Source organism: Paenibacillus pinistramenti, assembly GCF_005869875.1.
Taxonomy (GTDB): Bacteria; Bacillota; Bacilli; order Paenibacillales; family Paenibacillaceae; genus Fontibacillus; species Fontibacillus pinistramenti.
Map to the genome: position 1 here is coordinate 123,367 of NZ_VAWG01000002.1, position 24,370 is coordinate 147,736.

Below are 24,370 nucleotides of genomic sequence, written 5' to 3' on the forward strand. Positions count from 1 at the left end.
TAATATGACATGCGCTACCATTGAAAAAAACATCGTTATTCAACCGAATTTTTAATATTTTCAACCTATGGGGGTATCTTGAGTATGACTACGTCCATCCTTCATTTCATTTCCCCGCCTATCCCCTACTTTGTCGATTGCGGGTATGCCTCGTACAAGGCCGGCGATTATCATATCGACCGCAATTGCATCGGCGTATTTGATCTGATCGTTGTTGTTAAGGGCGTTCTTCCGATTGGGGAAAATAACCGGTTATGGAATCTCCATGAAGGCGAATGCCTGTTCCTCCTTCCGGACGGTCATCACTACGGCAGCGCTCCCTGCACCGTAGATACAGAGATTATCTGGATCCATTTCCAGACCTTTGGCAGCTGGCAGGAATGTCCGGATATGAACGAATGTCTGAGCACTCAGCAGACGCTGATAGAAGAACACAAACAAAAAGCATATCTCAATCACGCCGACGTCTGTTCTATTTTTATTCCAAAGCATATGAAGATCACCGTGAAAGCAATGGAACTGCTCGAGTTGTTCTTTAAGCAGGAATCGGAGCCGAAATCGATGCGAAACTGGCGGCGGCAGTTTACCTTTCAATCTTTCCTGCAGCTTCTCGATCGAGACTTAGCTTCACCGAGCGATGTAACCGCGATTCAGCTGGCGGAACAAATCGAACTGTACATCCGCAGCAACTATATGCACGATCTGACTAATTCCGTGTTGAAGAAGGAGTTAAATTACCATCCTAATTATCTGGCGAAAAGCATGCTTAAGGTCTTTGGCATGACCCCCATGGCGTATCTGCAAAATTTTCGCATAGAGCAATCCAAACGGCTGCTTCTTCAGACTTCTTGGTCCGTGGCGCGAATTGCTGAAGAGGTCGGATTCAACCATGTTTCCCATTATTCCTCCTGCTTCTCCAAGAAAGAAGGCCTTTCTCCTTCAGCCTTTCGTAATAAATTTGCCATAGAGCGCTAATGTTTGCTCAAGCGGGCGGATGATGTTCCAAGACAGCGCTCTAACCCTGCTAAAGGGGAACAATGAAAAAGAAAAATGGTACGGAAAAACATTGTTTTTCCCGTACCATTCTTGAATCTTACATGCTAGCCCTGTTCATTTTTAATCACAGTTACTCATCAAAATTTAAATAAATCTTATACAGAACTTGTGCAGCTTCTGCTCTGGTTGTCGAACCTGCAGGATTCAGGGTCATATCGCCCCGCCCGTTCATGAAGCCCATCATAACCATAGCAGCGATATCTCCGGATGCGTAGTTTGCTGCTTTGTTCGCATCTTTAAATCCTTTAATATCATCAGCTGCACCGTTCTGCACTTCTTTATTAGCTGCCCGTAATGCCCTCATCGTCAGGACGGCCATGTCCTGCCTTGTAATTTCTGCTTCAGGATTGAAATAGCCGTTGGAGCCTAGAGTTATACCAAGAGCTTTAGCAATTCCAATTTCGGTATAATACGGGTTGGTTTCCTTCATATCAATGAAGTTACCAATGAAGTTACCGTTGAAGTTACCGTTGAAGTTACCGTTTAAATCAGCTGAAAGTCCAAGTGTTCTTACCAGCCATCCCAGATATTCACTTCTTGTAATTTTGTTGTCAGGATTGAAGCTGGCAGATGATGTACCCTCTATAAAGCCCTTAGATGCCAACGTTTCAACTGCCGCTTTGTACCATGAATTCGGTGTTACGTCATTGAAACTCATTTTAGTGTAGGCAACAGCATATTTACCGGTATGAGTCGTTGTAAATACCACAGCTTTTTGGGCAGTGTCATATTCAGCATTCCTAATCCGAACAAGCTCTCCGGTTTCATCAATGTACCAAGCAGCGAGGTATTCGGAGTTTGCCTGTTCTTCAGCAGCTGGAGTATAAGGGATCTCTATCTCAACCGGTGCATTCAAGTTACTTTCTGTTACTTCCACTCCAGCTAGTTTGACACTAAAGTCTATGACAGGTCTGCTGCCTGCAACGCTTCTAGAGTCAGGATCAAGCTTTGAAATGTCAGCCATTCCAATCATCAATTCGACACTTTGAGTACCCGTTGATGCTGTCTTTAGAAGAAGATTTGAAGGTACTCGTATCGTTCCGAATTCTGTAGCCACTTCTATCTTCATATTGCCTTTATCCGAGATTAGAGCGGTTTGAGGAAGCTCAATCGCATAAGCGGCTGCTCCCTCTATTTCCGGTATTTCGACTAGTACCGTTTTTACACCAGCGCTGTCAGCTTTTGCATTCTCCAGCGCTTTATTTATTTCTTCCTGCGTGATCAATACTGCTAGTGCTATGCCGGTCTCCTTGTTCACCGTTGGCGGAGCCGTATTAATCTTAGCTCCTTCAACTATGTTGGTCACAGGAGCTGCTATAGACACAGGTGCATGAGTATGCTTAGGCTTAGGTGCTGATGTATGCGTTGGCGTTGGTGTTGGTTCAGGTGTAGGCGTTGGTGTAGGTCCTGGAGTAGGTTCAGGTGTAGGTTCAGAACTAGGCTCTGGAGTTGGTTCAGGTGTAGGTGTAGGTTCGGCCGGGTCTACAGCTGGGTTACTTATTATGATCGTCAGTGGTTGACTAGCGTAATGAACTGCAGTTTCTTTAAACCTTACATAGTAGGTTCCAACGGCAAGATCTGCAACCTCTGTTCCTGTGATGGCCGTCCAGTCGTCAGGATCAGCTCCTTGTACCTGGTATTCCATCAGGGAATTTACGCCTATGATCTTTCCATCATTAGCGCCGATCACACTGACATTCACGCCAATAATATCGGTGTCAGACGGCGGGTTCTGTTCCTGCTTGGTTCCGTCAGGTATAACAATAAGGATTGCTGGACTTGGATTCGTGGCATCAGTCTCAGCATACCGGATTTCGTAACTGCCGGCTTCAAGATTTTCTATGCTGGTGCCGCTGACTGCAGAGTATGTGCTTCCATCCAGCTTCCGGTACTCCATATCGGAAGTCACATTCTCAATTTTCCCGTCATGTCCTCCTGCTGTTGAAGGCGGCGTGACGACCAGATCATCCGCTGATGGCGCCTCTCTATCTTCCTTGGCTTCATTAATAATCTCGACGGTCACCGGCTGGCTTGCCTTTAACTCGTCAGTCGCTGCATACCGGATTTGATAGCTGCCAGGCTCTAAATTCTCGATCCTAGTACTGGTAACTGGCACATAACTCTCATCACCCAGCTTCCGGTATTCCATGGTGTCATTAACGCCTTCTATCGCACCCATTGTGCGGGTATCTGAATTGGCGTTTGTAATCGTCCATTGACTTTTATCCGGTGGCGTCTGCTCTTGTTCCTGTTCCTGCCCTTCTGGAATCACCACTACCTTATCCAGACTGGCGTTCAGTGAATCTGTCTTCATATAACGGACAAAATACTTGCCGGCGGAGAGTCCTGTCACCTCTTTCCCCGTGACTGCAGTATATTCATCCGCGCTTTCCTCCCTATACTCCATTTCAGTTGTCACACCAATGATCTTTCCATCATTTGCATTGATGGTTGTCGGCGCAACCCCAGTCGGTGTTGTCGGTGCCGGCCGATCCGTATTGGATTCGGATTGGACAACTTCCCATTCCCATAAGCCAACTCCATTATCACCTGTTGGTGACTGCTTAGTCATTGTAACCCGCAGCGCTTTAACATCCAGTGTTGGAGCAAACGGATATGGATTTGAGGACTCTGCCGGATTATGGTCAACTACGTTGATCCCTTCAGTGATAGGTTCCAACGTGACCCATTCATCGGTAACACTATTCATTGGAATGTAGGAGTACACATATTTTGTAGGCGCTGTTATACCGCCTGCGTCTGACCACAGCACTAAATTAGAGCTCTGGATTGCTGCGCCTTGCGGCCATTCATATTGCACCCATTCCTCTGCGCTTTCATTGCCCCATGTACCCCAATGGGTAATGTTGCTGCCTTCCTTATCTCCGTCATTAACCGCGGTGAGATTTTCCCAAGGCGAAGTGTAGCTGGAGGATACACTGGCTAGAAAGGCCATATTGTGATCACGCGGACTGAGCAGCCGCAGGCCGGACAGCAGCTGGTCAAGTGCCTGTGCAGCTTCCTCTTCAGTGGCATCCACATTTTTGATCACTGCGGAAGCCTCTGCTTTCGCCGCTTCGATCGGTGCAAGGCCTGGATCCATAAAGTTCGCAGGGTCTAATGCATTTGCATAGTTGTAAATCTTGATCAGCTCTGACTTGTCTGTCGCCCCCGTATATCCATATACCTTCCATTCCAGAATGCCAACTCCATTAGCAGAAGGTTTCATGTCCATCCGGACGCCCGTAATATAGGCAGGTTCAAAGGTAGTCGTGTTGTATTGATTCAGCTCATTTCCAAGTCCCTTCACGTTTCTAGGTGTATACCATTCTCCATCCTCATTACGCAGCATGAGCGTCATATCCTTGGGACGGAAATTACCGCCACCGTCCTGGAACACATATACATCCATCGATGAGGCCAGGAATGGCTGATCCCATTCATACGTGACCCATGCCGGATCTCCTTCTCTTCCCCAGTTGTGCCATGCACTGTTCGGAGCATTGCGGACCGGCGAGAAATCGCCTGAGCTTTTGGGTTCGAAGCCGTTGTTCATGGCCTCAGGGTAGCCGTCACCGCCGGAGAAACTAGCAGAAGGTTTTGCAGTCAGCGCCGCATTTTGAGGCTCCTCATCCACGACAAATACCGTGCCGCGCACCTCCAAATCGCTGTCTTTTACCTGACCTATGACTTCGAAAGTACCTGTGTCCGCATAGTTATCCGGATCTATTTCATTCCATTCAATTTGACTTTCCCTGTACCCGTCATCAAAGAGAATATGGATCTGGTCTGGAAGTGCCGGCGCGGTTCCCTTGTTTGTCACAACACTGATGGCCCGGTAGGAGTCAACGATGTTACCTTTGATCTCAATCGTTACATCCTTACTCGCCTTCTTATCCCCGTCAGCTGCTGTAAAGGTGAACACATAGGTGCCTGCTGTGCTTATACGAGCATATGCAGCTGCTTTGTCGCCGTTTACAAAAGAGATCTCTCCTGTATCGTCCGGTTGTTGCTTGACAGTCCATGTATATTCCAATTTCTGCTCAACATCTGCGCTGTACAGCGGATCCGGAACCGCCTCGCCGAATAGGACAAGAATACTGTTGTTTGTATCATCCTGGGTAACAGTCACTTGGCCAATCTCCGGAGGCTGTTTGTCCGGTGGTGCAGCCAGCCTGAAGGTCACTTGACCGGAGCTGGTCTTTTGCCCGTCATTAGCGGTGAGCTCCGCCGTGTAGGATCCTTCTTTTGTACCAACTGCCTGTGTGATGCTTGCCGTAGGATTTGTAAAGCTTAATTTGCCGCCCTCCGGGGTACTAATCACATCCCATTTGTAGGTGAGAGTGCCATCCGGCGCGCCGTCGTCGGTCACAATGCCGTTCAGCGTAAACGGAATCAGTGCTTGCGGGTTTTGCGCTGAAGTCTCTGCAGTTACCTGTGGAGCCTCATTTACGCCAGTATCTTCCTTTTCAATGGTCAGTTCAGCCGTTGGAGAACTGCTCATTTGGAACATAGCAACACCTTTATTATTTTTAACATAGAACTGACCAGCCTCAACATTGTTCAGCTTGATGGTATAGTAGCCATTCTTCATTCCGGCCCCGTCAAATGTAATCCTTGAAGCATGTTCCTTTTCTGTGGAGTTTAACAGCTGCAGGGTGAAAGCACTGCCGTCTTTCCGAATTTTCGCACTCTCCATTTTATCGCTTTCCGAGACCAGGTACATTTTCTCATCCATCAGGTTAATGCGCTTGCCAAAACCGTCTTTGGGCGTGATATGGTAGCTGCTGCCATCGTCAGTGACCAATGCTCCATACCCAAATAGTCCAAACACCGGATCTGTAACGATATCGGAACTGATACTCAACAGAGAACCATAAAGACCTTCTTCTGCTTCGCCGGAAAAATCATTCCAGCCGTTATTCATCACGCGGGAACCCCCGTCGTTTACGTTCTTGGTGCCGGTTCCCCCTTTGTACATCGAATATCTCCAGGAGGTGCTTCCTACAGACTGCGCTGCAATCTGGCCCATATTAATGGCGTTAAAGTTCGAGATCTTTGCCGCATAGCTGCGCTGCTGCGCGATTGCGGTCTGATCCCCTGATCTTCCGTCATCCTCATAGCGGAGCCAGTCATCCATAATATATCCTGCTAAAGAGGAACTGTATTGAAAATTCCACCAGCCCTCGCCGCCGCGGAATACCGGAACCGAGTAATGGTACCAGGTAGGCTGTATTCCACGCATGGCCCGGGTCTTCCAGTCAGCCATTTCCATGCTGTTCTCGGCTGCGGCTGCCCGCCCGTCCTCTGGGTAGTAGGACCGCAGTGCCTTGGATGCCGCATAGGCTCCTTCTTCGCCAGTATTGTCATATTCAAATTCGGACCCGTAAGGATAATCGGCGAAGGTCATATTCCGCCCTTTGTCCAGCGCGAACATCTTTTTCAAATTATCAGCCTCAGTCAGCATTCCTTCTTCTATCAGCGCTTCTATCATGTCTGGAATCTGCTGTTCCCCATAGAATCCGACCGCTCCACTGGAGGCACGGTTGTAATAGATTCCATAGGCCTTCTCCAGATAGTACTGCGGGGATTTGCGGTATTCGATCAGATTGGGATAAGCTTTTTGAATCCGATACATGTTGAAAAAGCCTGTGGCTTCCATCACCTCAGAGAATGTGCGTGTGTAGGGTTTGTCTTTGTCGGTGTAAGCTCCCGAATCTTTGAGCCAGTTCGCCACTATATAGCTGGCCTGAGTATTTTTCATATACTGTTCCCACATAAAGTCGATCAAGTACGTTTCAATGGATTTAATCTCATCCGGATTGGGATCCAGATAGTTCTTCATGGTCATGAAGTTAATGTTATCGTGGCTCCAGTCATCTCCCCAGTGGCTAGTGTTCTGATCAAGACCGCCTGTCAGATACCAGTCAAGATAGTTGCCGTAAGTAGGGCTGTCCGGATCCTTATCCTGCGTCTGCTCAACCATAAACTCGGAATGGGCTTCCGAAGTTTGATCAAGCTCGGCCAGAACATTAAATTCATATTGAGTAAACTTATCCACCCACTCATTGCCGACCTTAAGCTTATAATTCACACGAACGCTGTTATTGCCGATAGAGCCAAACTGAAGCGAATAGATATGATGCTGCTCACCGTTCACCGTCTTGGTCTCCACATACTGATAAGCTTCTGTGTATCCCGGATTCCCGTCAGAAAGTCCGCGGCCGGTACGGGAGTTGTTGACCATATCGTCCCTGTTCTCTCCAGGTTTGATATCCGGGATATGCTCTTCGTCAAACGGATCATTTTCATCAACACCTTGAATATCTATGGACTGTACATCAATGAGGCTGTCGTCATAGTGCAGATCCAGCTTGGCGGGCATATTGATGGCTGTCTGAAAGCCGGGCACCGCTACTGCATCAATCATGCCTGAGTTGTAGAGGATGGAACGAAGGTTTGTCTCGCGGTCTTCCATGGAAGTTGAAGCATTATTAGGGCTCTGAGCATTTTCCTGCGGCGTGTTGTCGCCTGCGCGAACCGCTGAAAATTTAAACGTATACGTTTTCTCCTGATCCGGTCCCAAAACCAGGCTGGTGGCATCGGTAAAATATCCGCGTCCGGTTTGTTGGATGTCCTTGGAATGAATATACAGAACATTAAGCCCTGGATACCAGCCTCCGCTGTCGCCAGTCCAGTTTGAATACGTATCAGCGGAACGCAGTTCACCATCTTCGTGCATCCAATAATCTACATATTCAATGCGTGCGTCACTTTCCGGCACTGGGGTAAACAGCATAAAGTTTCCTTCCCCGCTGGTGCGGATGGCATAGGAATACCCGCTGTCGGCGCCGGCAAAATTATGCACGGTAACCCGGTCGTCATAAGTATCTGATAGAGTCTGGTATTTATTATTCCAAGGCATAGGCAAGCCTATATCACCAAACTCCATATATTTGCTGCTTTTGTTCTTGACGGTAATTTCCCACAGCATCGAACCATCTGCAGTATCCATATCATATACAGACTTCACGTCAAAGCCTTTCATCGCCCGCTGAGCTGTTGAGTCAAGATTCTGTCCGATAAAGTCGACTTCTACTTTCTTGCCGTCCGAAGAAGCCGTTTTCTCAATATAGGGGTTATCAGGATTGATTGCAGAGGTTGTGGTTGATCCGCCTGCTGCCAATGTTTTATTGGTATCCACTTCTATGAAGCCATCCCGGTTGTCCGGAAATTGTCCACTGTCACTGGTGCGGTAAGAAAAAATCATTTCGCCCATCCATTGGTGCTGGATATCGTTCTGTGGGGAAGTATCGTTGGGCAGAACAAAATTGATAGGTTCGCCTTGTTTATTAGCAGGATTATTATTGATATATAGTTCTTCAATCTGTCCTAAATCACCGATCTTCGCTGAAAGACTGGGATTGGAAATATCATTTTTTACTAAGCTTACCGAAGGGGCCGCGCCGCTCTGGAGCGGCGACATTTGTAAAAGCAGCAGCATCGCGAGTGTCGATGACATCAGCTTTTTTATCCTCATGCTTTGTATAGCCTCCCGTTTACATATTTTGCAAATCCTCAAAAGCTCCCTCTTTAGTTGATCAATTGTAGATTGCGTAACATGAAGTCCAGGTGTTTTGGGTTAGGCATAAACTTATTTACGGCACCGCTTTCCGCATTATTTATCCATACTCCCTGCTCCTTTCTTTCTCATCTTCATTGGAAAGCGCTTACTTCACACTATATCACTCGAAGTTTTTTATGAAAAAGCGGTTATCACAACCTATATTTATAAATTTTCACTCTTTTTGGTGGCGTAACTAGAGAATAAAGAATCGCATGAAATAAAAAAAAGCCGTCAATGACGGCTCTGACTGCGAGAAAGCCTCGACAGACATATAAGGATAACGTGAAGCTTCTAGTGAGTTATTTGATTCTATAAGACAGATCGTCATGACTTTAATTCATAATGTAATGATCCAGGAACGTATTCCTGAACTTCCCTGCAGGATCGTATTTAAGCAGCAGCTGACGGAAATCCGTTAACCGCTCATAGCGGGCCTGTATCTGACCAGGCTCCATCGTAAACAGCTTTGCCCAATGCGGGCGTGCTCCGAACGGCTCCAATTCACGTTCTATAAGCGGAAGTACCTGGCGCACGCGCTCCCAATCCTGCTTCCACGTAAAATGAAAGCCGACACTGTCCTGCCCGCAGCACGGGCTCATCCAAAGGGTGTCTGCGGCAATGGTTCGGATCTCGGAGATGAAGAGCAAAGGCGCAATTTTGTCACTCAGTTTACCTAACGCACGCAGCGCCTCGACCGCATGCCGCCGGGGTACGAAATATTCACTTTGCAGCTCGTTGCCCGCGCTGGGGGTGAATTCCATCCGAAAATGGGGCAGCCGTTCGTGCCAGGGGCCAGGAGCGCCTAACTGCTCACTGCAGTTCACCACCGATTGGCCGGGAACCATATGCCGTTTCTCCGGAGCCGGCAATGCCCCGAAGAAATGGGAGGGTGCCTCATGCTCCCCGTCTATTCCCAACTTTCGCTTAACCCACACTTGATTAAATACGGGCTCTGCCCAATCCGTAAACAGGCTGACGCTGTATGCAGCAGAGGATATTTCGTCTATGCCGCTGTCCAGCACAGAAAAAGGAAGACGATCATAAACGGTCTGGCTTACCTGAAACGAGGGGACTACATCCAGTTCCAGCTTGGTGACGACACCCAGCCCGCCAAGTCCGACAACAGCGCCATCAAACTCGGGATCGATCCCGCGCTTCAGTACCTTGACTTCTCCATCTGCTTTCATCAGTTCGATAGCTCGTACCGAAGAGGCCAGGCTTGCATTCTGATCGCCCGAGCCGTGAGTGGCGGTCGCAACAGCGCCTGCCACGCTGATGTGCGGCAGCGATGCCAAATTATGCAGCGCATATCCATGCTCATCTAAATAGCGGCACAGATCGCCATACCGGATGCCGCCCTCTACGGTTACGGTTCTATGGACTCCGTCAAGATTGATAATCCGGTTCAGCTTTCGGAGCGAAAGCTGGCTCCCGCCTGTGTCGGCAATCCCGTTAAAGGAGTGACGCGAGCCAAGCACGCGGATGCTTGGACGGCTGGCGATAAGGTCTTGGATCTCTTCCAGACTTTCAGGCTCGAGCAGCTCCATCGAGCTATAGCGGTAATTCCCGGCCCAGTTCAGCTGTTCTTCCATATGAACGCTCCTTTTTTTAATAACGTTAACAAACACAGGCTATCACATCTTTATATTTAGTTTCCAGTACTTTCTAGGTTGACGGGGTCTAAAGGCTAAGCTGTCGGGCAGACTCATATAAGATAGGATATAATAGGAAGCAAGATTGTAATAAGGAGGAGCATTTCATGGACAAGGTAATACCCTTCTTAATGTTTCAAGATGGCAAGGCAGAAGAAGCAATGCAGTTTTATACCTCTCTTATCGAGGATTCTGAAATTAAAAGCATTGTTCGGTATGGACCCAACGAAGCTGGAGCAGAAGGAACCGTTTTTCAGGCTGTTTTTATATTAAAAGGGCAGGAGTTTATGTGCATTGACAGTAATGTCAAGCATGCATTTTCCTTTACACCTTCATTCTCGATCTATGTTACTTGCAATACCGAGGAAGAAATTGACCAGCTGTATAGGCAACTTGAAGAAGGCGGACATGCGCTAATGCCATTGGGTAATTATGGGTTCAGTAAAAAGTTCGGTTGGCTGAATGACCGCTTCGGCGTCTCATGGCAATTAAATTATGTCTAGATAGACGCCTCGCGCTATGCTGAACAGCCATTACAATTACAATATCTCGATATACCCTTCGGTCCCGTGTATACGAATGCGCTGCCCGTCCTTGATCCGCTTGGCGGCATTCTCGACTCCCACAACGGCTGGCAAGCCGTATTCACGTGCGATAACGGCTCCATGCGTCATCAGTCCGCCCACCTCCGTAACCAACCCTTTGATGGATAAAAACAACGGAGTCCAGCTGGGATCGGTAAAGGCGGTAACCAGGATATCGCCCTCTTCGAGATCAGCATCTTCCACCTTCAGGATAACACGTGCCCGTCCCTCTACAACGCCTGAAGATACAGCGAGGCCTGCTATGGCTCCGGCGGGGATATTTTCCCGTCTGTACTGACCGGTAATGATTTCGCCATCAGATGTGATCACGCGAGGCGGCGTCAGTTTGTCATAATTCTTGTATTCGACTTTTCGTTTGTCGATGATTCTGCTATCCAGTTGACGGGTGCGCATGACCTCTTGCAGTTCTTCAAACGTGAGATAGTAGATATCTTCTTTATCAGGAATCACGCCAGCTTGAACGAGCTGCTCCGCTTCTTTCAGTAATGCCTGCTTATAAATGAAGTAGCGGCTGACAATGTCGTATTTCGGATATTCCCGGTAACCGATGAATCTCCGGATCAGGTCGATCATTTGTTTGGTTTCTTTCGCTTTCTGTTCACCTTCCGGCAATGGTTTCAATCTGGCTAATAAATCCTGCTCTTTACTCAAAGCTTCAAGCCGGCCTTGTTCAAATTTCCGCTTGCTGCCGCCAGGCTCAAGGTTTCTGATGTTACTGAGGATCATGGGGATCAGTATACTCGGTTGTTCACTCCAGCGGGTTCTTGTAATATCGATCTCACCGGCACACCGCATCCCATATTTATCGAGATAAGCAGCCATTGCATCCTGTACCTGCCGCCCGCCTTCGAATTGAACAAGCTCATCAAGAAAATGTTCATCCGTCACCTGCTGCAGAAACTCGATGATTTCCGGATAAGGACGGATGGCATCTGCAACATCCAACAGCTCCATGCCCATTTCGGATGTGACGTTGTTGGGTACGGAGAGAGAAAGTGTGTCTGCCGCATTCTTCTCACCCAACCAGTCATTCATTTTATCGTTGATCCATGCGGAGGCGTGCATGCCGGCCATTATCACACTAAGTTGATTCAGATCTGATGCACGCTGCCTCCGCAGCTGCATATCTTCCAGAATACAATCCATTACCTCTAATCCTGATTTCGATTGAATATTTTGTTTTAACGCAGCTAACGACGTCTTACTGCTCTTGATTAAGTCGGCAACAATGTCCGGATTGCTTCCTGCCTCTGCAAGGATATCCGCAGACGACATCCCCTTATGGCCTTTAACTGGCCCTTGTTCGCTGTTGTCATTGGGGTTCAATTGTATAAAATCCCGCTCTATGACGGTCATAAGCGCATCTTTGATGAGCGGATCGGAATGCCCAAGGACATCCAGTAAATTCTGCCTGCCGGCAGTTGTTCCCAATCCCATCGTAATATCCACGAACAGCCTTCCACCACCGACTTTAAACATGGGAGGGGCACCCGTTAATTTCCAAACCGATATGCCCAGCGGCTTAATGGGGTCGGTCATCATTTGCTGATGCCCAACCGAAACATACACGTGATTATCCTGGTCATTGGCTTCAGGGATTGGAAATAAAGTGGTAATCGGCCGGCTCTGGACTATATAGAAAGCACCATCAGCCAAACACCATTCGATATCCTGGGGACAGCCGAAGTGTCCTTCGATCTGCCGTCCGATGCGTGCCAGCTGCAAAATCTGTTGATCCGTAAGGGTTTGCGCCGCTTGCTGATCAGGATTGATCTTCTGCGTATCCGTTCCGCCTTCCTCACGTCCGTAAATGGCTATTTGTTTAGCTGCTATCCTCTTGTTGACGATGGCCCCATCCTTGACTTGGTAACCGTCGGCAGATACCAAACCAGAGACCAGTGCTTCGCCAAGTCCGAAGCCGGCATCAATCGAGAGCACTTTTCGGCTGCCAGTGATGGGATCCGCAGTAAATAAGATTCCCGAAGCGTATGGGAACACCATCTTCTGAACAATGACGGATAAATAAACCTGTCTGTGATCAAATCCGTTCAATATTCGGTAAATTACCGCGCGTTCCGTAAATAAAGAAGCCCAGCACTTACGGATATGGTCCAGGATCGACTGTTTACCGATAATATTCAGGTAGGTGTCTTGCTGGCCGGCAAAAGAAGCATGCGGCAAATCCTCTGCAGTTGCACTGGAGCGCACAGCATAGGCATGTTCCTCGCCGAACCGGGAGAGATGGTGAGTCACAGCCTTTACAACCTCGGAAGGAATGGCTGCTTCCAAAATGGCCTGGCGAAGCTTTGTGCTGATTTCATGAATTTGATCTCGATCTTCCGCACGAAGCACAGCCAGCCGCTCCAACAAGGAATGAACCCATTCGTTCTGCTCAATGGCTTTCCGGTAACCCGCCGTTGTCACGCAAAATCCTTCCGGCACATGAATTCCTTCCATTTTGGATAATGCCCCTAAGTGCAGCCCTTTACCTCCGACAAGGAACAGCTGAGTGTTATCCATTTCCTGAAAATCGAGAACCAGTGTATTCATTCCACATCTCTCCTAATCACTGCAGTTTGTTTGATCCTGGCCTGTTTCAACCGTTCTGTACCGGACGCCGACCTATTGCTTGTTTTTCCCTTGGACACAAGATTATAACATAGTGATTTATTCTGTGTTCCATTATTTGTACCAAAAAAAAGAGACGGCCCTTTCATTATTCAGGGTCATCTCTTTGCGTATTCGGCCTAAGCCTGTTGTTATTCCAAACCTTTCTTTCCGTACCCGGTAAGGAACTCCACGGTTTGAGGATCATAATGGGAGAAAAATAAGCTTTCGCCTGTGTCTAGTGCAGCTGCCTTTTCCATATCCTCCGGGCTCAGCACAAAGTCAAAGACATCAAAGTTCTGCTCCATCCGATCCTTATTGACCGTCTTCGGAATGACCACCACGCCTCTTTGGATCAAGAAACGCAAGGCGGCTTGGGCAGTCGATTTGTTATATTTTGCGCCAATTTCCTGCAGGGTCGGATTAGTAAAGAAGTCGTTCTTCCCTTCTGCAAACGGCCCCCACGATTCGATCTGGGTATTGTACTTCTTCATAATTTCCTGTGCTTTGACCTGCTGGTTAAAGACATGCGTTTCGACCTGGTTAACGGCCGGAACCACTTCGCTGAACTGAACCAGATCGATATACCGGTCCGGGTAAAAGTTGCTTACGCCGATCGCTTTGATTGTGCCCGCCTTATAGAGCTCTTCCATCGCGCGGTACGTTCCGTAATAATCATTAAATGGCTGATGGATCAGAACCAAATCCAGATAGTCCAGCTGCAGCTTTCTCATGGATTCCTCGATGGAAGCCTGTGCTTTGTCGTAACCCGCATTGGAGATCCAAACTTTCGTCGTAATGAAAAATTCCTCTCTGGCAATTCCGCTGCGCTTAATTGCACGGCCAACTGCTTCCTCATTCCGGTACGCTTGGGCCGTATCAATGGAACGATAGCCAACATCAATGGCGTCCAGTACGCATTTTTCACACTCTTCCTGGTCAGGGATTTGATAAACCCCATAGCCTAAAATAGGCATCTTGACGCCATTATTTAAAGTTACGTATTCCATTTGTTTGCCTCCTCTATATCTATTAATCATGACTGCTAATCCTTACTGCGCTCCGACTACCCGGTGAGGAACATACGGTTCCTCCAGGAATGCAACCTCTTCTGGAGTAAGCTTTACGGATAATGCCGCTGCCGATTCTTCGAGCTGGGCCATTTTTGTAACGCCTACAATAGGGGCAGCTACCGAATCCTTCTGCAGCAGCCAGGCAAGCGCAATGTGACTGCGCGGAACGCCGTGTTTCTCGGCAACCGACGCTACACGCTCCACAATCAGCCGGTCGACATCGGCAGTTGCGTCATATTTCGATTTTTGCACGGCATCTGTTTCGGACCGGTGAGTGGATTCGGACCAATCCCGGATCAGCCGGCCTGAAGCCAGAGGGCTGTAAGGCGTTACCGCAATCTTTTGATCCTTGCACAGCGGCATCATTTCTCTTTCCTCTTCGCGGTAGATCAGATTCAGGTGATTCTGCATAGATACAAAGCGGGTCCAGCCATGCTTCTCCGCTGTATACTGCGCCTTCTGAAACTGCCAGGCATACATGGCAGAAGCGCCGATGTATCTGGCCTTGCCGGATTTCACCACGTCATGCATAGCTTCCATCGTTTCTTCAATCGGGGTATCATAATCCCAGCGGTGAATGATGTAGAGATCCACATAATCGGTTTCTAATCTTTGCAGACTCTTATCAATCTCGCTCATAATCGCCTTCCGGGACAGCCCCGCCCCGTTAGGACCTTCATGCATCCGGCCCCATACCTTGGTGGCGAGAACGATTTCATCCCGATTCGCAAAATCCTTCAAAGCTCGTCCCACAATCTCTTCGCTTGTCCCGCCTGCGTATACATTCGCTGTATCAAAAAAGTTGATGCCGAGCTCAAGCGCTCTCTTGATCAAGGGACGGCTTTGCTCCTCATTCAGCACCCATTGGTGCCAGCCGGGCCGAGCCTCACCAAAACTCATACAACCCAGACAAATACGCGAAACGTCCATACCGGTATTTCCGAATTTGATATAATCCATAGCCAAAACCTCCAATTCTAATTAGAGCTTGCCCTTATTCTCCCGGAGGAAAGTCCGTGGAAGCGGCCAGTTCGGTCTGCTTCTCGAAATCGGCCACACGGGCTTTGAGTGCTGTAAGGGTGACGGCCAGTGCTTGGGAACCAAGAACCATACGCATAGGAGCGGGTTCCATATCGGCGCTCTCAATGATTCGTTCAGCCATCCGCACAGGGTCTCCAGGAGCCAGGCCATTTGAAGCGTCCAGCATTTTCAGAAAGCCGTGAGCAGGATTCCCCTCATACTCGGGCATAAGCTTTGCCACCTTTGCGCTGCCGCAGCGGAACTCCGTACGGGCTCCTCCAGGTTCCACCAACGTGATCCCAATGTTAAATGGCGCGACCTCCTGGGCGACTGACTCACAAAAACCCTCTATGCCAAACTTGGTGGCATGGTACATGGAGTTGCCCGGAAAGGCGACCTGCCCGCCATAGGTAGACAGCTGAATAATTCGGCCCCCGCCCTGGGTACGCAGATGAGGAAGGACGGAGCGGATGAGCTGGATGGAGCCCGTCAGATTCGTAGCGATAATATGATCGACCTGCTCGTCGGACAATTCTTCAGCTGCTCCGAAGAGACCATACCCTGCATTGCTGACAATGACATCAATACGGCCGAACTGTTCAAAAGAACGGTCGACTAATTTCCGGATAGCGGGAACATCCGTAACATCAAGCAGTTCGCACATAAAAGTATCCGGATACTGCTCGATCAGACCGGAGACCTTATCCCTATTACGGACCGTTCCAATGACCTTCTCCCCCTTCTCCAGCAGCAGCCGGGTCATCTCATAACCAAATCCGCTGCTAACCCCTGTAATCAGCCAAGTCCGTGTTCGCATGAAACTTCCCCCCTTATTCTGACTTTGCCGCTGCCTCATTGACACAACGAAGAGCATTCAAACTTCTCGGATATCCGATAAAAGGCAGGCATTGGGAGATGACTTTAATCAGAAACGACTTGTCATTGCCAAGCCTCATATTGGCAGCAGCATGGCTTGTTAACTGCGGCTCACACCCTCCCTGGGCAAGCAAGAAGCAAAAGGTAATCATTTCTCTTTGCTTGTAGTCGAGTCCTTTGCGCGTATAGTAATCGCCGAAGCAGTTCGCTGCCAGCCAGTGATTGATGTGACGGCTCTCCTCGGGTCCGGACTTCCAGAAGTCACGCATGCTGTCTCCGAAAATATCTACCTGGGCCTGAATTCCGGCTTCCAGACGATTTTCCATCGTGGTCGTCGCTTGTCCTTCCAAAGGCAATTTAATGCCTCGGGCAGTCAAAATCTCGTTCACCGCGTGGAGAAAAGGAAATACTCTGCCTATGCCAAGGTAAGCAGCAGATTGATACACAATCTCTTTCACTTCTACCGCAGTAACGCCAAAGTTGAGCGCGGCCGGCAGCATCGCTTTGAACTCGTCAATCCCTTGACAACCTAGAAGAACCGATAAAATGGCCATCATCCGCGTCCGGTCATCCAGGTCATCCTGACTGACCACCTCATCAAATGCAAAATTGTCAAAACGCTCAATAAATTCAGGATCAGTCTCGAGAAAAGTGGATTGATAGCCCGGGAACAATTTTTCATGGTAGTTCTGGGCTGCCTCTGTAATTTTCATGGTTTATTCCTCCTGCTTTATATTAATAAAATGCCGTTTTAGAGCCAGAAGTATTACAAAGTGGCCATATCAATAACAAGTTCGGCAAGCCGTATTTCAGAGCTTGTGCGGAGCTTAATTATTCTGTATTATTTTATTAGACTCATGTCTATTATTATAAACAGTTCTAAGAAATTTACTATTGTTGATTTAGGATGATTTGTTTATTAATGAACTTTTGAGGCAAAATTGTTTAATATTTCAGAGGAAAGCAAGGTGAATGAAGTGCCCAAGATAGATCGAAGAATTTTAAAAACACAGGAGGCCCTGAAGAAAGCTGTAATTGAGCTTATGTCCGAAAAAAATTTCGATGAGATTACGATTCAGGATCTCTCGGATCGCGCTAACGTCAGCCGCGGAACGATTTATCTGCATTATTTGGATAAATACGATCTGCTCGATAAGCTTATTGAAACCCATATCAATGAACTTCGGGAAAGATGCGAAGCTTCGGCAGATTTAGATTTTGTGACTGGCTCAGAAGTTTGGACCGAATATTTTGAACAGAATTTCGCCTTCTTCTCCATGATGCTCGCAAGCAAAGGAGCCCCCCATTTCCGCAGCCGGTTTCAGCAATTTCTTATTGAAGAGTTTAACAATGAAGTCGACATTACAAAGGGAATCAATCAAGGTCTAAATAAGGATTTGATCGTTCAGTTTCTGGCTTCCTCCTATGCCGGAGTAGTGGAATGGTGGTTTACCAATGACAGACCTGTCAGCCATCAAGAGCTGGCCAGGCAGCTGGGAACGCTGCTGGAAAGGATTTGTGAGTAAGAACCAGCGGTCTATTGATTTATGTCATGCCTTTATCATACTAAGAGTTTTAGAATGGAATAAGCTGGCATAATGATGGAGGGTAAATGGATGGATGGTCATATGAACGCACTTATTCCGAATTTGGCTGCTGAATATAAAGAAGATCAAGAATCTGTTTATCAGATATGGTTCCTGAACAATGAAGAAAGATTAGCCGAATTGGCCAAAACAAACCGCCCAGACCATTGCCCTGATTGACGTTCTGTGGGTCGATGAACGAAACCAAATTGTAAGTGCGTTTGAAGTTGAGAAAAGCACTTCGATTTATTCGGGAATTCTAAGACTGCATGATCTGTCGCTTTCGGTTAACAGCCATGAAAGCCGCTTATTTCTTGTCGCTCCTGATAAGAGAGAGAAAGAAATCATGGCCCAATTATTAAGACCATCCTTTCAACAAGGCGTTCATTTTCTGGTCTCTTATATCTTATTTTCCGAGCTTCGGCAAAACTGCGAAGCCATTTGCAGGTTTGGTTCCGATTTGAATGTGCTGGATAAGATATCCAAGACGGTGCAGCCTTTAGTCTAGTAAGTAACGAGAGGGAGCCCCCTATTTTTTTGGAAAATAAAGGACTCCCTCATTATGATCTATTCGTGAATCTTATTATATTCCTCGTCCGATACTGGCTCGAGCCATTCCGGTTTGCCCGCTGTGATGGCAATGTGTTCAAACCAGCTGTCCTTGGCTGCGCCATGCCAGTGTTTAACTCCATCGTGAGTGACAACAACGTCGCCGGCTTTCAGGAACTGTGCGGGTTTCCCCTCCTCCTGGTACCAGCCCTCTCCACCGGTGACCAGCAGCAGCTGGAATCCATCGCGGTGGATATGCCAGTTGTTCCGGCAGCCGGGTTCGAAGGTTACATTGCCCACTCCAACGTTCACGGAAGGGTCTGCAACTAAGGTCTGGAGATAGCTTTGACCAACAAAATATTGGGCAAAGGCTTCATTTTTATTACCAACCGGGAAAATAACGCCATTCTTGACTTCTTCATGCTTTGCCATCTTTATTCCTCCAATTTATTTATTTGTCCGCCTTATTTTAATTTTCCGCCGAATACCGGGAAGAAGCTGTGCTCGCCGTAATCCTTAATGTGCTCTATCTTCTTCAGGGTCTCCATGTCTGCATCGCTGATTACAAAATCAAGCTCGCCGTTGATTCTCATGTGCTCAGGATTTGCCGTCTTAGGAATGACTACAAGACCAAGCTGGAGATCATAGCGCAGGCACAGCTGGGCAACAGAGACTTCATATTTATCAGCGATTACCTTGACCTCAGGATGATCAAGGACAGCTCCATGGGCAATAGGGGAATAGGCTTCAACCAGAATGTCCTTCTCCTGGCAGAACGCAATCAGCTCATGAGGAGTATTGCTCACATGGGCCAGGATTTGGTTGACCATAGGCTTGATCTCACAGCTTGACAGAATATTTTCCACATCGTCCTGCAGGAAGTTGGATAGGCCGATGGCCTTAACTTTGCCTGCCTTATAAGCATTCTCCAGTGCTCTCCATGCTTCTTTGTTTTCCTCGAAATAACGCTTCTCCTCCCGGAATTCGTTCCAAGGCTGCGGACTGTGGATGATAATCAGGTCGATATAATCCAGTCCGAGTTTGGCCAGAGACTCGTCAATGGACTTGGAAGCTGCTTCGTAGGTCTTCAATTCGGCAGCCACCTTGGTCGTGATGAACAGCTCCTCTCTTGCGATCCCGCTGCTGCGGATTCCTTCGCCTACACCTGCTTCATTCGCATAAGCCTGTGCAGTATCAATGTGACGATACCCGAGCGAAATCGCGTCCTTCACGGCCTGTGCGGCCTGTTTGTCATCAAGCAGCCATGTACCAAGTCCTAATTTCGGAATTTCTAAATCATTTGACAATTTAAAGGTTTCATTAAACATGGTTAGTCTCCTCCGTATAGTGTTGATATTTCGATAAGGTTTTATTTTGGGCAGGAGCTTGTCCGCAATAAACGGCCCGAATCACCTGAAGATTTCGGACAACTCTTTCTCACGCATTAAAAATACATATTGATACGTTATCGCACACGTGTATAATATAATACAAAACTAGCGGTTTTCAATAAACAAAGGTTATAAATGTGATCGATACCGCACAAATCCGCAAAAATGTACGATTACTTAAGGGAGTCTGGTAAATATGTCCGTGTCAAAGTCAGTACCCAAATGGGATCGAAGAGTACAGAAATCGCAGCAAGCCATTAAAAATGCCTTCATTGCTTTATTATCCGAGAAAAATCTGGATCAAATCACGATTCAAGACATTTCTGATCGCGCCAACGTCGGCCGCAGAACGATTTACGATCATTATGTGGATAAATATGACCTGCTAGACAAGCTGATCGAAGAGCATATCCAAGAACTAAGAAAGCTGTGCGAAGCAGCAGCTGATCTGACTTTTGCGGAAGGAAATCTGATGTGGTTCAAATACTTCGAGCGTCATGCTTCCTTCTTCTCCACTCTGCTCTCCAGCAAAGGAGCCCCGGTATTCCGGCAGCAGCTGCTTGAATTTGTCATTGAAGAATTAGAAGGAGAAATGGATGTTAGCCAAGGCATAAATCAAGGCTTAAGCAGGGAGCTGACCCTCAGGTTCTTTGGCGCAGCAATCGTAGAAATTGTCGCAGCATGGCTTACAAAGGGATTAACAGAGCCAACCGAAGTGATTGCTGAGCAAGTTGGTATTTTGCTGGACCGGAACTTCTAGTCCTGTTTATCCTCAATCTTGTTCAGGAATTTGGCCGGTACTCCCGCAACAACGGTATTTTCAGGAACATCCTTGGTAACGACTGCTCCAGCCGCTACAACAGAATGATCCCCAATCGTCACACCGGGGAGAATCGTGGCACTGGATCCGATCCATACATTCCTGCCAATCACCACGGGAGACGGATAGGTTGTGTTTCTGGTTTCTGCAGGTAAACCATGATTAAGGGTAGCAATGGTAACATTCATCCCGATCATAGTCCCGTCTCCGATCATGATTCCCCCTCGATCCTGGAAGGAGCAGCCCGTGTTCAAAAATACATTTTTCCCAATTGAAATATTCTTGCCAAAGTCTGTGTAAAATGGCGGGAAACACATGAATGACGAATCTACCTCTGCGCCAGTAAGCTCACTAAAAATCTGTACAATTTCTTCTTGTGAATGGCAGGAGGTATTCAATTCCATTGTGATCCTTTGAGCTTCATAACTGCACTGCACCAACAGCCCATGCAATTCTTTATCTTCGCCTGAAATCGGGTTGCCCTGCCTGCAAAAATCTATAAATTCACTCATGTTCATGAGGAAAACCGCCTTTCGTTAAATCATTCTCATCCGTATATTCATGCTAATCCTTATAGTTCACTCTAAGTCAAGCTGCTTTATTTATCTATTTTGCACGTTTAAGTTCTCGTAAATTCCTTCTTCTCATGAAGGCAAGAAGGTTCCGCATACTGTCCTGGCTGAGCAATTAGGGACGCTGCTGGAGCGGGTTATGTAGCAAGGCTGCCATCCGGCACGGTATGAAGAGCAGATGGCAGCGGCTGTTCTCTTTGAAATCTCTGGGCGCTAGCTGCGCCATCAAACCCTTATTTTCCGGTCTCAACAAACTGGGCAATCCGGTTCTTGATAGCATCGCGAACTTGATTAAACTGAGCCGTAATTTCCTCCTCGGTGCCTGTGGCTTTCGCCGGATCCTCAAATCCCCAATGCCACTTTGTTACATTTGGGCTGGTAATCGCCGGGCAGTGCTCATCCGCATGGCCGCAGAGCGTAACCACATAATCAGCGCGATTTAGAATATCAGTGTCAATCACATCCGAGGTATGGCTGCTGATATCAATCCCGGCTTCCTTCATCGTCTGCACAGCCCGCGGATTTAACCCGTGAGCTTCCAGACCGGCGCTTTTCACTTCAAATTTGTCTCCGCCAAGCACCTTTAGAAAGCCGTCGGCCATTTGGCTCCGGCAGGAATTCCCCGTGCAGAGAAAGTAAACGAGCGGTTTCTTTTCCATGATGTTATAAATCTCCTTTTTAAATATTAGATTTAGCTTTAAATTTGGCGTTTACCCTTCCGGCTCTGTCTATTCGTGAGTTTTATTAATCCCCACCCTGCTGCCAAGAGACCGATAGCAATCCCCGCGATGACAAACCAAATATTGACCGAAGTGGAGCGGATCAAAGACAGCCACAGATAAAGACCAGACAATGTAATGAACAGCGTCGGAACCGTTAACAGGATGCCCGTCTTGAAATAGGCTCCCCAGCCGATTTTGACCCCCTTTTGAACCAAAACATGCAGCCACAGCAGAGTTGCCAACGAACCAATCGGCGTAATTTTAGGTCCCAAATCTGAGCCGATCACGTTTGCATAAATAAGCGACTCCCGGATAAAGCCCTCCGCTGACGCGGATTTGATCGCAAGGGCATCAATCATGACTGTGGGCAGATTATTCATGATCGAGGACAGGATGGCTGCAATAAAGCCGGATGCGATCGTCGAGATAAACATTCCATGCTGGCTGACTGCTTCAAACAGCTTGCCCAGTTCATCTGTCAGGCCGACATTTCGCAGCCCGTACACGACGACATACATACCGATGGAGAATACGACGATGGCCCATGGGGCTCCCTTAATAAGCTGCCAGGTTTGGATGCGAGGGCTGGCTTGGGCGAATACGATAAAGACCACAGCGGCAAGCCCGGCGATGACGGACACCGGAATATGCATAAACGGACTGCACATGTAGGCGACGAGCAGAACACTAAGAATAATCCAGGATATGCGGAACAAGCGCTGGTCCCGGATGGCCTCCGAAGGAATCTTGAGCTGCCGGACTTCATAGTGGGCAGGGATACTTTTTCTGAACAACAGGTACAGCATGAACAGGCTTCCAGCTATGGAAAATAAGGTTGGAACGATCATCCTGCCGGCATAATCTGCAAAGGAGATACCAAAAAAATCCGAAGAAACGATGTTCACCAGGTTACTGATGATAAGAGGCAAGGAGGCCGTGTCAGAGATAAAGCCGCTTGCCATAATAAAAGGCAGGACCATCCGCTCGTTGAAATGAAGTCCCCGCACCATCGCCAGTACGATAGGGGTCAGAATCAAGGCTGCGCCATCGTTGGCAAACAGGGCGGATACGGCCGCTCCGAGCAGTATGACGCAGACAAACATCAAGCGGCCATTGCCTCTTGCGAGCCTGGCGACATGCAGCGCTGCCCATTCAAAGAATCCAATTTCATCTAGGACGAGTGAAATCAGAATAATGGCCACAAAGGTCAAGGTAGCATTCCATACGATCAGGGTTACGTCCCATACATCTGAGAGCTGAACAACCCCAAAGCCTAAAGCAAGCAGGGCTCCTCCTGCTGCAGACCAGCCAATGCTTAACCCTCGAGGCTGCCAAATGACAAAGGTTAGCGTAACTAGAAAAATAGCAATCGCAATAATTAACATAATACCCTCCGGAGATTAATCGCATAATAACCCAAACTGCCTGATTAAATTTTAAATATTATGTTGACGGCTTCCGTTTGGATGAGTATAGAGACAAGCAGTCTTATACTAAAGAACCTGCTCTATTATATTGTTTTTACTATTGATTACTTCATTTGTCCAATCAGTTCTGCCATTAATCTTTATATAAGATTGTAGAGATGAGTCCGGCTCTCCATACTTTCTACACACATTTTTCGTAAGATTGGTTCTGTAATAAATACAGGTATTGGGGGAACCAATCGATGAACATGACGCATTACATGTCTCTTTTAGCTGACAACCAGCCATGGAATCTCATTATATTCATGGCGATCCCCGTGATCTTTGCAGAAACGATTACGGTAACAGAATTCATCATTCTGTTCAGCAAGAACACTCACGGAAGTCTGAGAGCATTCAACCGGGCTTGCAGCATTATTGCCGGTCTGTATTTCACTGGCATCTTCCTGTATCTCTTTCCAACCGCTTTCATGCCTCTTACGGTTAACGGTGGATGGCATACCTGGGTGGATGTTGTAGCCGTGGGCTTTTATCTCAGCGGAGTTATTTTCCTTCTCCCTCTCGCCCTTCTGGATCTTGGCATTATCGGACGGAAGCGTACGGAAGAAGAGAAGATGAAGCTGCACTTTATGCTGGTCAGCGGCTTCCTGGTCGTCGCTCACATTGCTATGATTTTCGGTATGGTGAATCCCGAGATTATAAGCGGAATGTCTAACATGCCTGGGATGTAAACTCCAACACAGAAACACCTTCAAGGCTGCCGCCCTATCGTGAGGATTGGCAGCCT

Annotated in this window: 18 protein-coding genes; 6 read left to right on the plus strand and 12 right to left on the minus strand. The window is 47.7% G+C overall.

The window, feature by feature from the left end; all coding sequences use genetic code 11:
• Positions 1-84: 84 nt before the first annotated feature.
• Positions 85-975: an AraC family transcriptional regulator gene (locus tag FCN15_RS03355; RefSeq protein WP_138493542.1), complete on the plus strand. Its 891-nt coding sequence runs from the start codon at positions 85-87 to the stop codon at positions 973-975.
• 151 nt (positions 976-1,126) lie between these two features.
• Here FCN15_RS03355 and FCN15_RS03360 read toward each other — a convergent pair whose 3' ends face one another.
• Both FCN15_RS03360 and FCN15_RS03365 read right to left on the minus strand, forming a co-directional pair.
• The gene (locus FCN15_RS03360; protein WP_138493543.1) at positions 1,127-8,596 is read right to left on the minus strand and encodes a DUF5695 domain-containing protein; all 7,470 of its coding nucleotides are present in this window, start codon (positions 8,594-8,596) and stop codon (positions 1,127-1,129) included.
• A 419-nt stretch (positions 8,597-9,015) separates the two neighbouring features.
• On the minus strand, positions 9,016-10,275 hold the full coding sequence (locus FCN15_RS03365; protein ID WP_138493544.1) for an FAD-binding protein: 1,260 nt from the start codon (positions 10,273-10,275) through the stop codon (positions 9,016-9,018).
• A 167-nt stretch (positions 10,276-10,442) separates the two neighbouring features.
• Between FCN15_RS03365 and FCN15_RS03370 the strand changes: the two genes are divergently transcribed.
• Entirely contained in the window at positions 10,443-10,838 is a 396-nt protein-coding gene (locus tag FCN15_RS03370; RefSeq protein ID WP_138493545.1) for a VOC family protein, read from the plus strand.
• 36 nt (positions 10,839-10,874) lie between these two features.
• Here FCN15_RS03370 and ppsA read toward each other — a convergent pair whose 3' ends face one another.
• The 5 genes from ppsA to FCN15_RS03395 all read right to left on the minus strand — a co-directional run bounded on the left by ppsA (position 10,875) and on the right by FCN15_RS03395 (position 17,229).
• On the minus strand, positions 10,875-13,490 hold the full coding sequence (gene ppsA, locus FCN15_RS03375) for a phosphoenolpyruvate synthase (RefSeq protein ID WP_138493546.1): 2,616 nt from the start codon (positions 13,488-13,490) through the stop codon (positions 10,875-10,877).
• 209 nt (positions 13,491-13,699) lie between these two features.
• Complete coding sequence (locus tag FCN15_RS03380) at positions 13,700-14,557, minus strand: aldo/keto reductase (protein ID WP_138493547.1); 858 nt, start codon at positions 14,555-14,557, stop codon at positions 13,700-13,702.
• Between the two features lie 42 nt (positions 14,558-14,599).
• Complete coding sequence (locus tag FCN15_RS03385) at positions 14,600-15,580, minus strand: aldo/keto reductase (RefSeq protein ID WP_138493548.1); 981 nt, start codon at positions 15,578-15,580, stop codon at positions 14,600-14,602.
• 34 nt (positions 15,581-15,614) lie between these two features.
• Positions 15,615-16,457: an SDR family oxidoreductase gene (locus FCN15_RS03390; protein ID WP_138493549.1), complete on the minus strand. Its 843-nt coding sequence runs from the start codon at positions 16,455-16,457 to the stop codon at positions 15,615-15,617.
• A gap of 13 nt (positions 16,458-16,470) precedes the next feature.
• Positions 16,471-17,229 (minus strand): carboxymuconolactone decarboxylase family protein, encoded by a 759-nt coding sequence (locus tag FCN15_RS03395; RefSeq protein ID WP_138493550.1) that lies wholly within the window; start codon positions 17,227-17,229, stop codon positions 16,471-16,473.
• 264 nt (positions 17,230-17,493) lie between these two features.
• Between FCN15_RS03395 and FCN15_RS03400 the strand changes: the two genes are divergently transcribed.
• Positions 17,494-18,042 (plus strand): TetR/AcrR family transcriptional regulator, encoded by a 549-nt coding sequence (locus FCN15_RS03400; RefSeq protein ID WP_138493551.1) that lies wholly within the window; start codon positions 17,494-17,496, stop codon positions 18,040-18,042.
• 75 nt (positions 18,043-18,117) lie between these two features.
• The gene (locus FCN15_RS19110; RefSeq protein ID WP_162515278.1) at positions 18,118-18,282 is read left to right on the plus strand and encodes a hypothetical protein; all 165 of its coding nucleotides are present in this window, start codon (positions 18,118-18,120) and stop codon (positions 18,280-18,282) included.
• Positions 18,283-18,669: 387 nt separating this feature from the next.
• On the opposite strand, the gene FCN15_RS03410 is transcribed toward FCN15_RS19110, so the two are convergent.
• Both FCN15_RS03410 and FCN15_RS03415 read right to left on the minus strand, forming a co-directional pair.
• Positions 18,670-19,083, minus strand: a complete 414-nt coding sequence (locus FCN15_RS03410; protein ID WP_138493552.1) for a cupin domain-containing protein — start codon at positions 19,081-19,083, stop codon at positions 18,670-18,672.
• Positions 19,084-19,115: 32 nt separating this feature from the next.
• Complete coding sequence (locus FCN15_RS03415) at positions 19,116-19,979, minus strand: aldo/keto reductase (protein ID WP_138493553.1); 864 nt, start codon at positions 19,977-19,979, stop codon at positions 19,116-19,118.
• A 259-nt stretch (positions 19,980-20,238) separates the two neighbouring features.
• On the opposite strand from FCN15_RS03415, the gene FCN15_RS03420 reads away from it, so the two are divergent.
• Entirely contained in the window at positions 20,239-20,802 is a 564-nt protein-coding gene (locus FCN15_RS03420; protein WP_138493554.1) for a TetR/AcrR family transcriptional regulator, read from the plus strand.
• Here the strand turns inward: FCN15_RS03420 and FCN15_RS03425 are convergent.
• From FCN15_RS03425 to FCN15_RS03435, 3 genes are all read right to left on the minus strand, one after another.
• Entirely contained in the window at positions 20,799-21,380 is a 582-nt protein-coding gene (locus tag FCN15_RS03425) for a sugar O-acetyltransferase (protein ID WP_138493555.1), read from the minus strand. The genes FCN15_RS03420 and FCN15_RS03425 overlap by 4 nt on opposite strands.
• Before the next feature lie 287 nt (positions 21,381-21,667).
• The gene (gene arsC, locus FCN15_RS03430; RefSeq protein WP_138493556.1) at positions 21,668-22,093 is read right to left on the minus strand and encodes an arsenate reductase (thioredoxin); all 426 of its coding nucleotides are present in this window, start codon (positions 22,091-22,093) and stop codon (positions 21,668-21,670) included.
• 38 nt (positions 22,094-22,131) lie between these two features.
• Positions 22,132-23,541, minus strand: a complete 1,410-nt coding sequence (locus FCN15_RS03435; protein WP_138493557.1) for an arsenic transporter — start codon at positions 23,539-23,541, stop codon at positions 22,132-22,134.
• A 284-nt stretch (positions 23,542-23,825) separates the two neighbouring features.
• Here FCN15_RS03435 and FCN15_RS03440 point away from each other — a divergent pair, with 284 nt between their 5' ends.
• Positions 23,826-24,314, plus strand: a complete 489-nt coding sequence (locus tag FCN15_RS03440) for a DUF6803 family protein (protein WP_138493558.1) — start codon at positions 23,826-23,828, stop codon at positions 24,312-24,314.
• Positions 24,315-24,370 lie beyond the last annotated feature (56 nt).

Excerpts from the sequence above, each read along its gene's own strand:
- FCN15_RS03435 (WP_138493557.1), bottom strand. The coding sequence starts at position 23,541 with ATGTTAATTATTGCGATTGCTATTTTTCTAGTTACGCTAACCTTTGTC.
- FCN15_RS03355 (WP_138493542.1), top strand. The coding sequence starts at position 85 with ATGACTACGTCCATCCTTCATTTCATTTCCCCGCCTATCCCCTACTTT.
- FCN15_RS03390 (WP_138493549.1), bottom strand. The coding sequence starts at position 16,457 with ATGCGAACACGGACTTGGCTGATTACAGGGGTTAGCAGCGGATTTGGT.
- FCN15_RS03385 (WP_138493548.1), bottom strand. The coding sequence starts at position 15,580 with ATGGATTATATCAAATTCGGAAATACCGGTATGGACGTTTCGCGTATT.
- FCN15_RS03365 (WP_138493544.1), bottom strand. The coding sequence starts at position 10,275 with ATGGAAGAACAGCTGAACTGGGCCGGGAATTACCGCTATAGCTCGATG.
- FCN15_RS03420 (WP_138493554.1), top strand. The coding sequence starts at position 20,239 with ATGTCCGTGTCAAAGTCAGTACCCAAATGGGATCGAAGAGTACAGAAA.
- FCN15_RS03415 (WP_138493553.1), bottom strand. The coding sequence starts at position 19,979 with ATGTTTAATGAAACCTTTAAATTGTCAAATGATTTAGAAATTCCGAAA.
- FCN15_RS03425 (WP_138493555.1), bottom strand. The coding sequence starts at position 21,380 with ATGAACATGAGTGAATTTATAGATTTTTGCAGGCAGGGCAACCCGATT.
- arsC (WP_138493556.1), bottom strand. The coding sequence starts at position 22,093 with ATGGAAAAGAAACCGCTCGTTTACTTTCTCTGCACGGGGAATTCCTGC.
- FCN15_RS19110 (WP_162515278.1), top strand. The coding sequence starts at position 18,118 with ATGGAGGGTAAATGGATGGATGGTCATATGAACGCACTTATTCCGAAT.
- FCN15_RS03380 (WP_138493547.1), bottom strand. The coding sequence starts at position 14,557 with ATGGAATACGTAACTTTAAATAATGGCGTCAAGATGCCTATTTTAGGC.
- FCN15_RS03440 (WP_138493558.1), top strand. The coding sequence starts at position 23,826 with ATGAACATGACGCATTACATGTCTCTTTTAGCTGACAACCAGCCATGG.
- ppsA (WP_138493546.1), bottom strand. The coding sequence starts at position 13,490 with ATGAATACACTGGTTCTCGATTTTCAGGAAATGGATAACACTCAGCTG.
- FCN15_RS03360 (WP_138493543.1), bottom strand. The coding sequence starts at position 8,596 with ATGAGGATAAAAAAGCTGATGTCATCGACACTCGCGATGCTGCTGCTT.
- FCN15_RS03395 (WP_138493550.1), bottom strand. The coding sequence starts at position 17,229 with ATGAAAATTACAGAGGCAGCCCAGAACTACCATGAAAAATTGTTCCCG.
- FCN15_RS03370 (WP_138493545.1), top strand. The coding sequence starts at position 10,443 with ATGGACAAGGTAATACCCTTCTTAATGTTTCAAGATGGCAAGGCAGAA.
- FCN15_RS03410 (WP_138493552.1), bottom strand. The coding sequence starts at position 19,083 with ATGGCAAAGCATGAAGAAGTCAAGAATGGCGTTATTTTCCCGGTTGGT.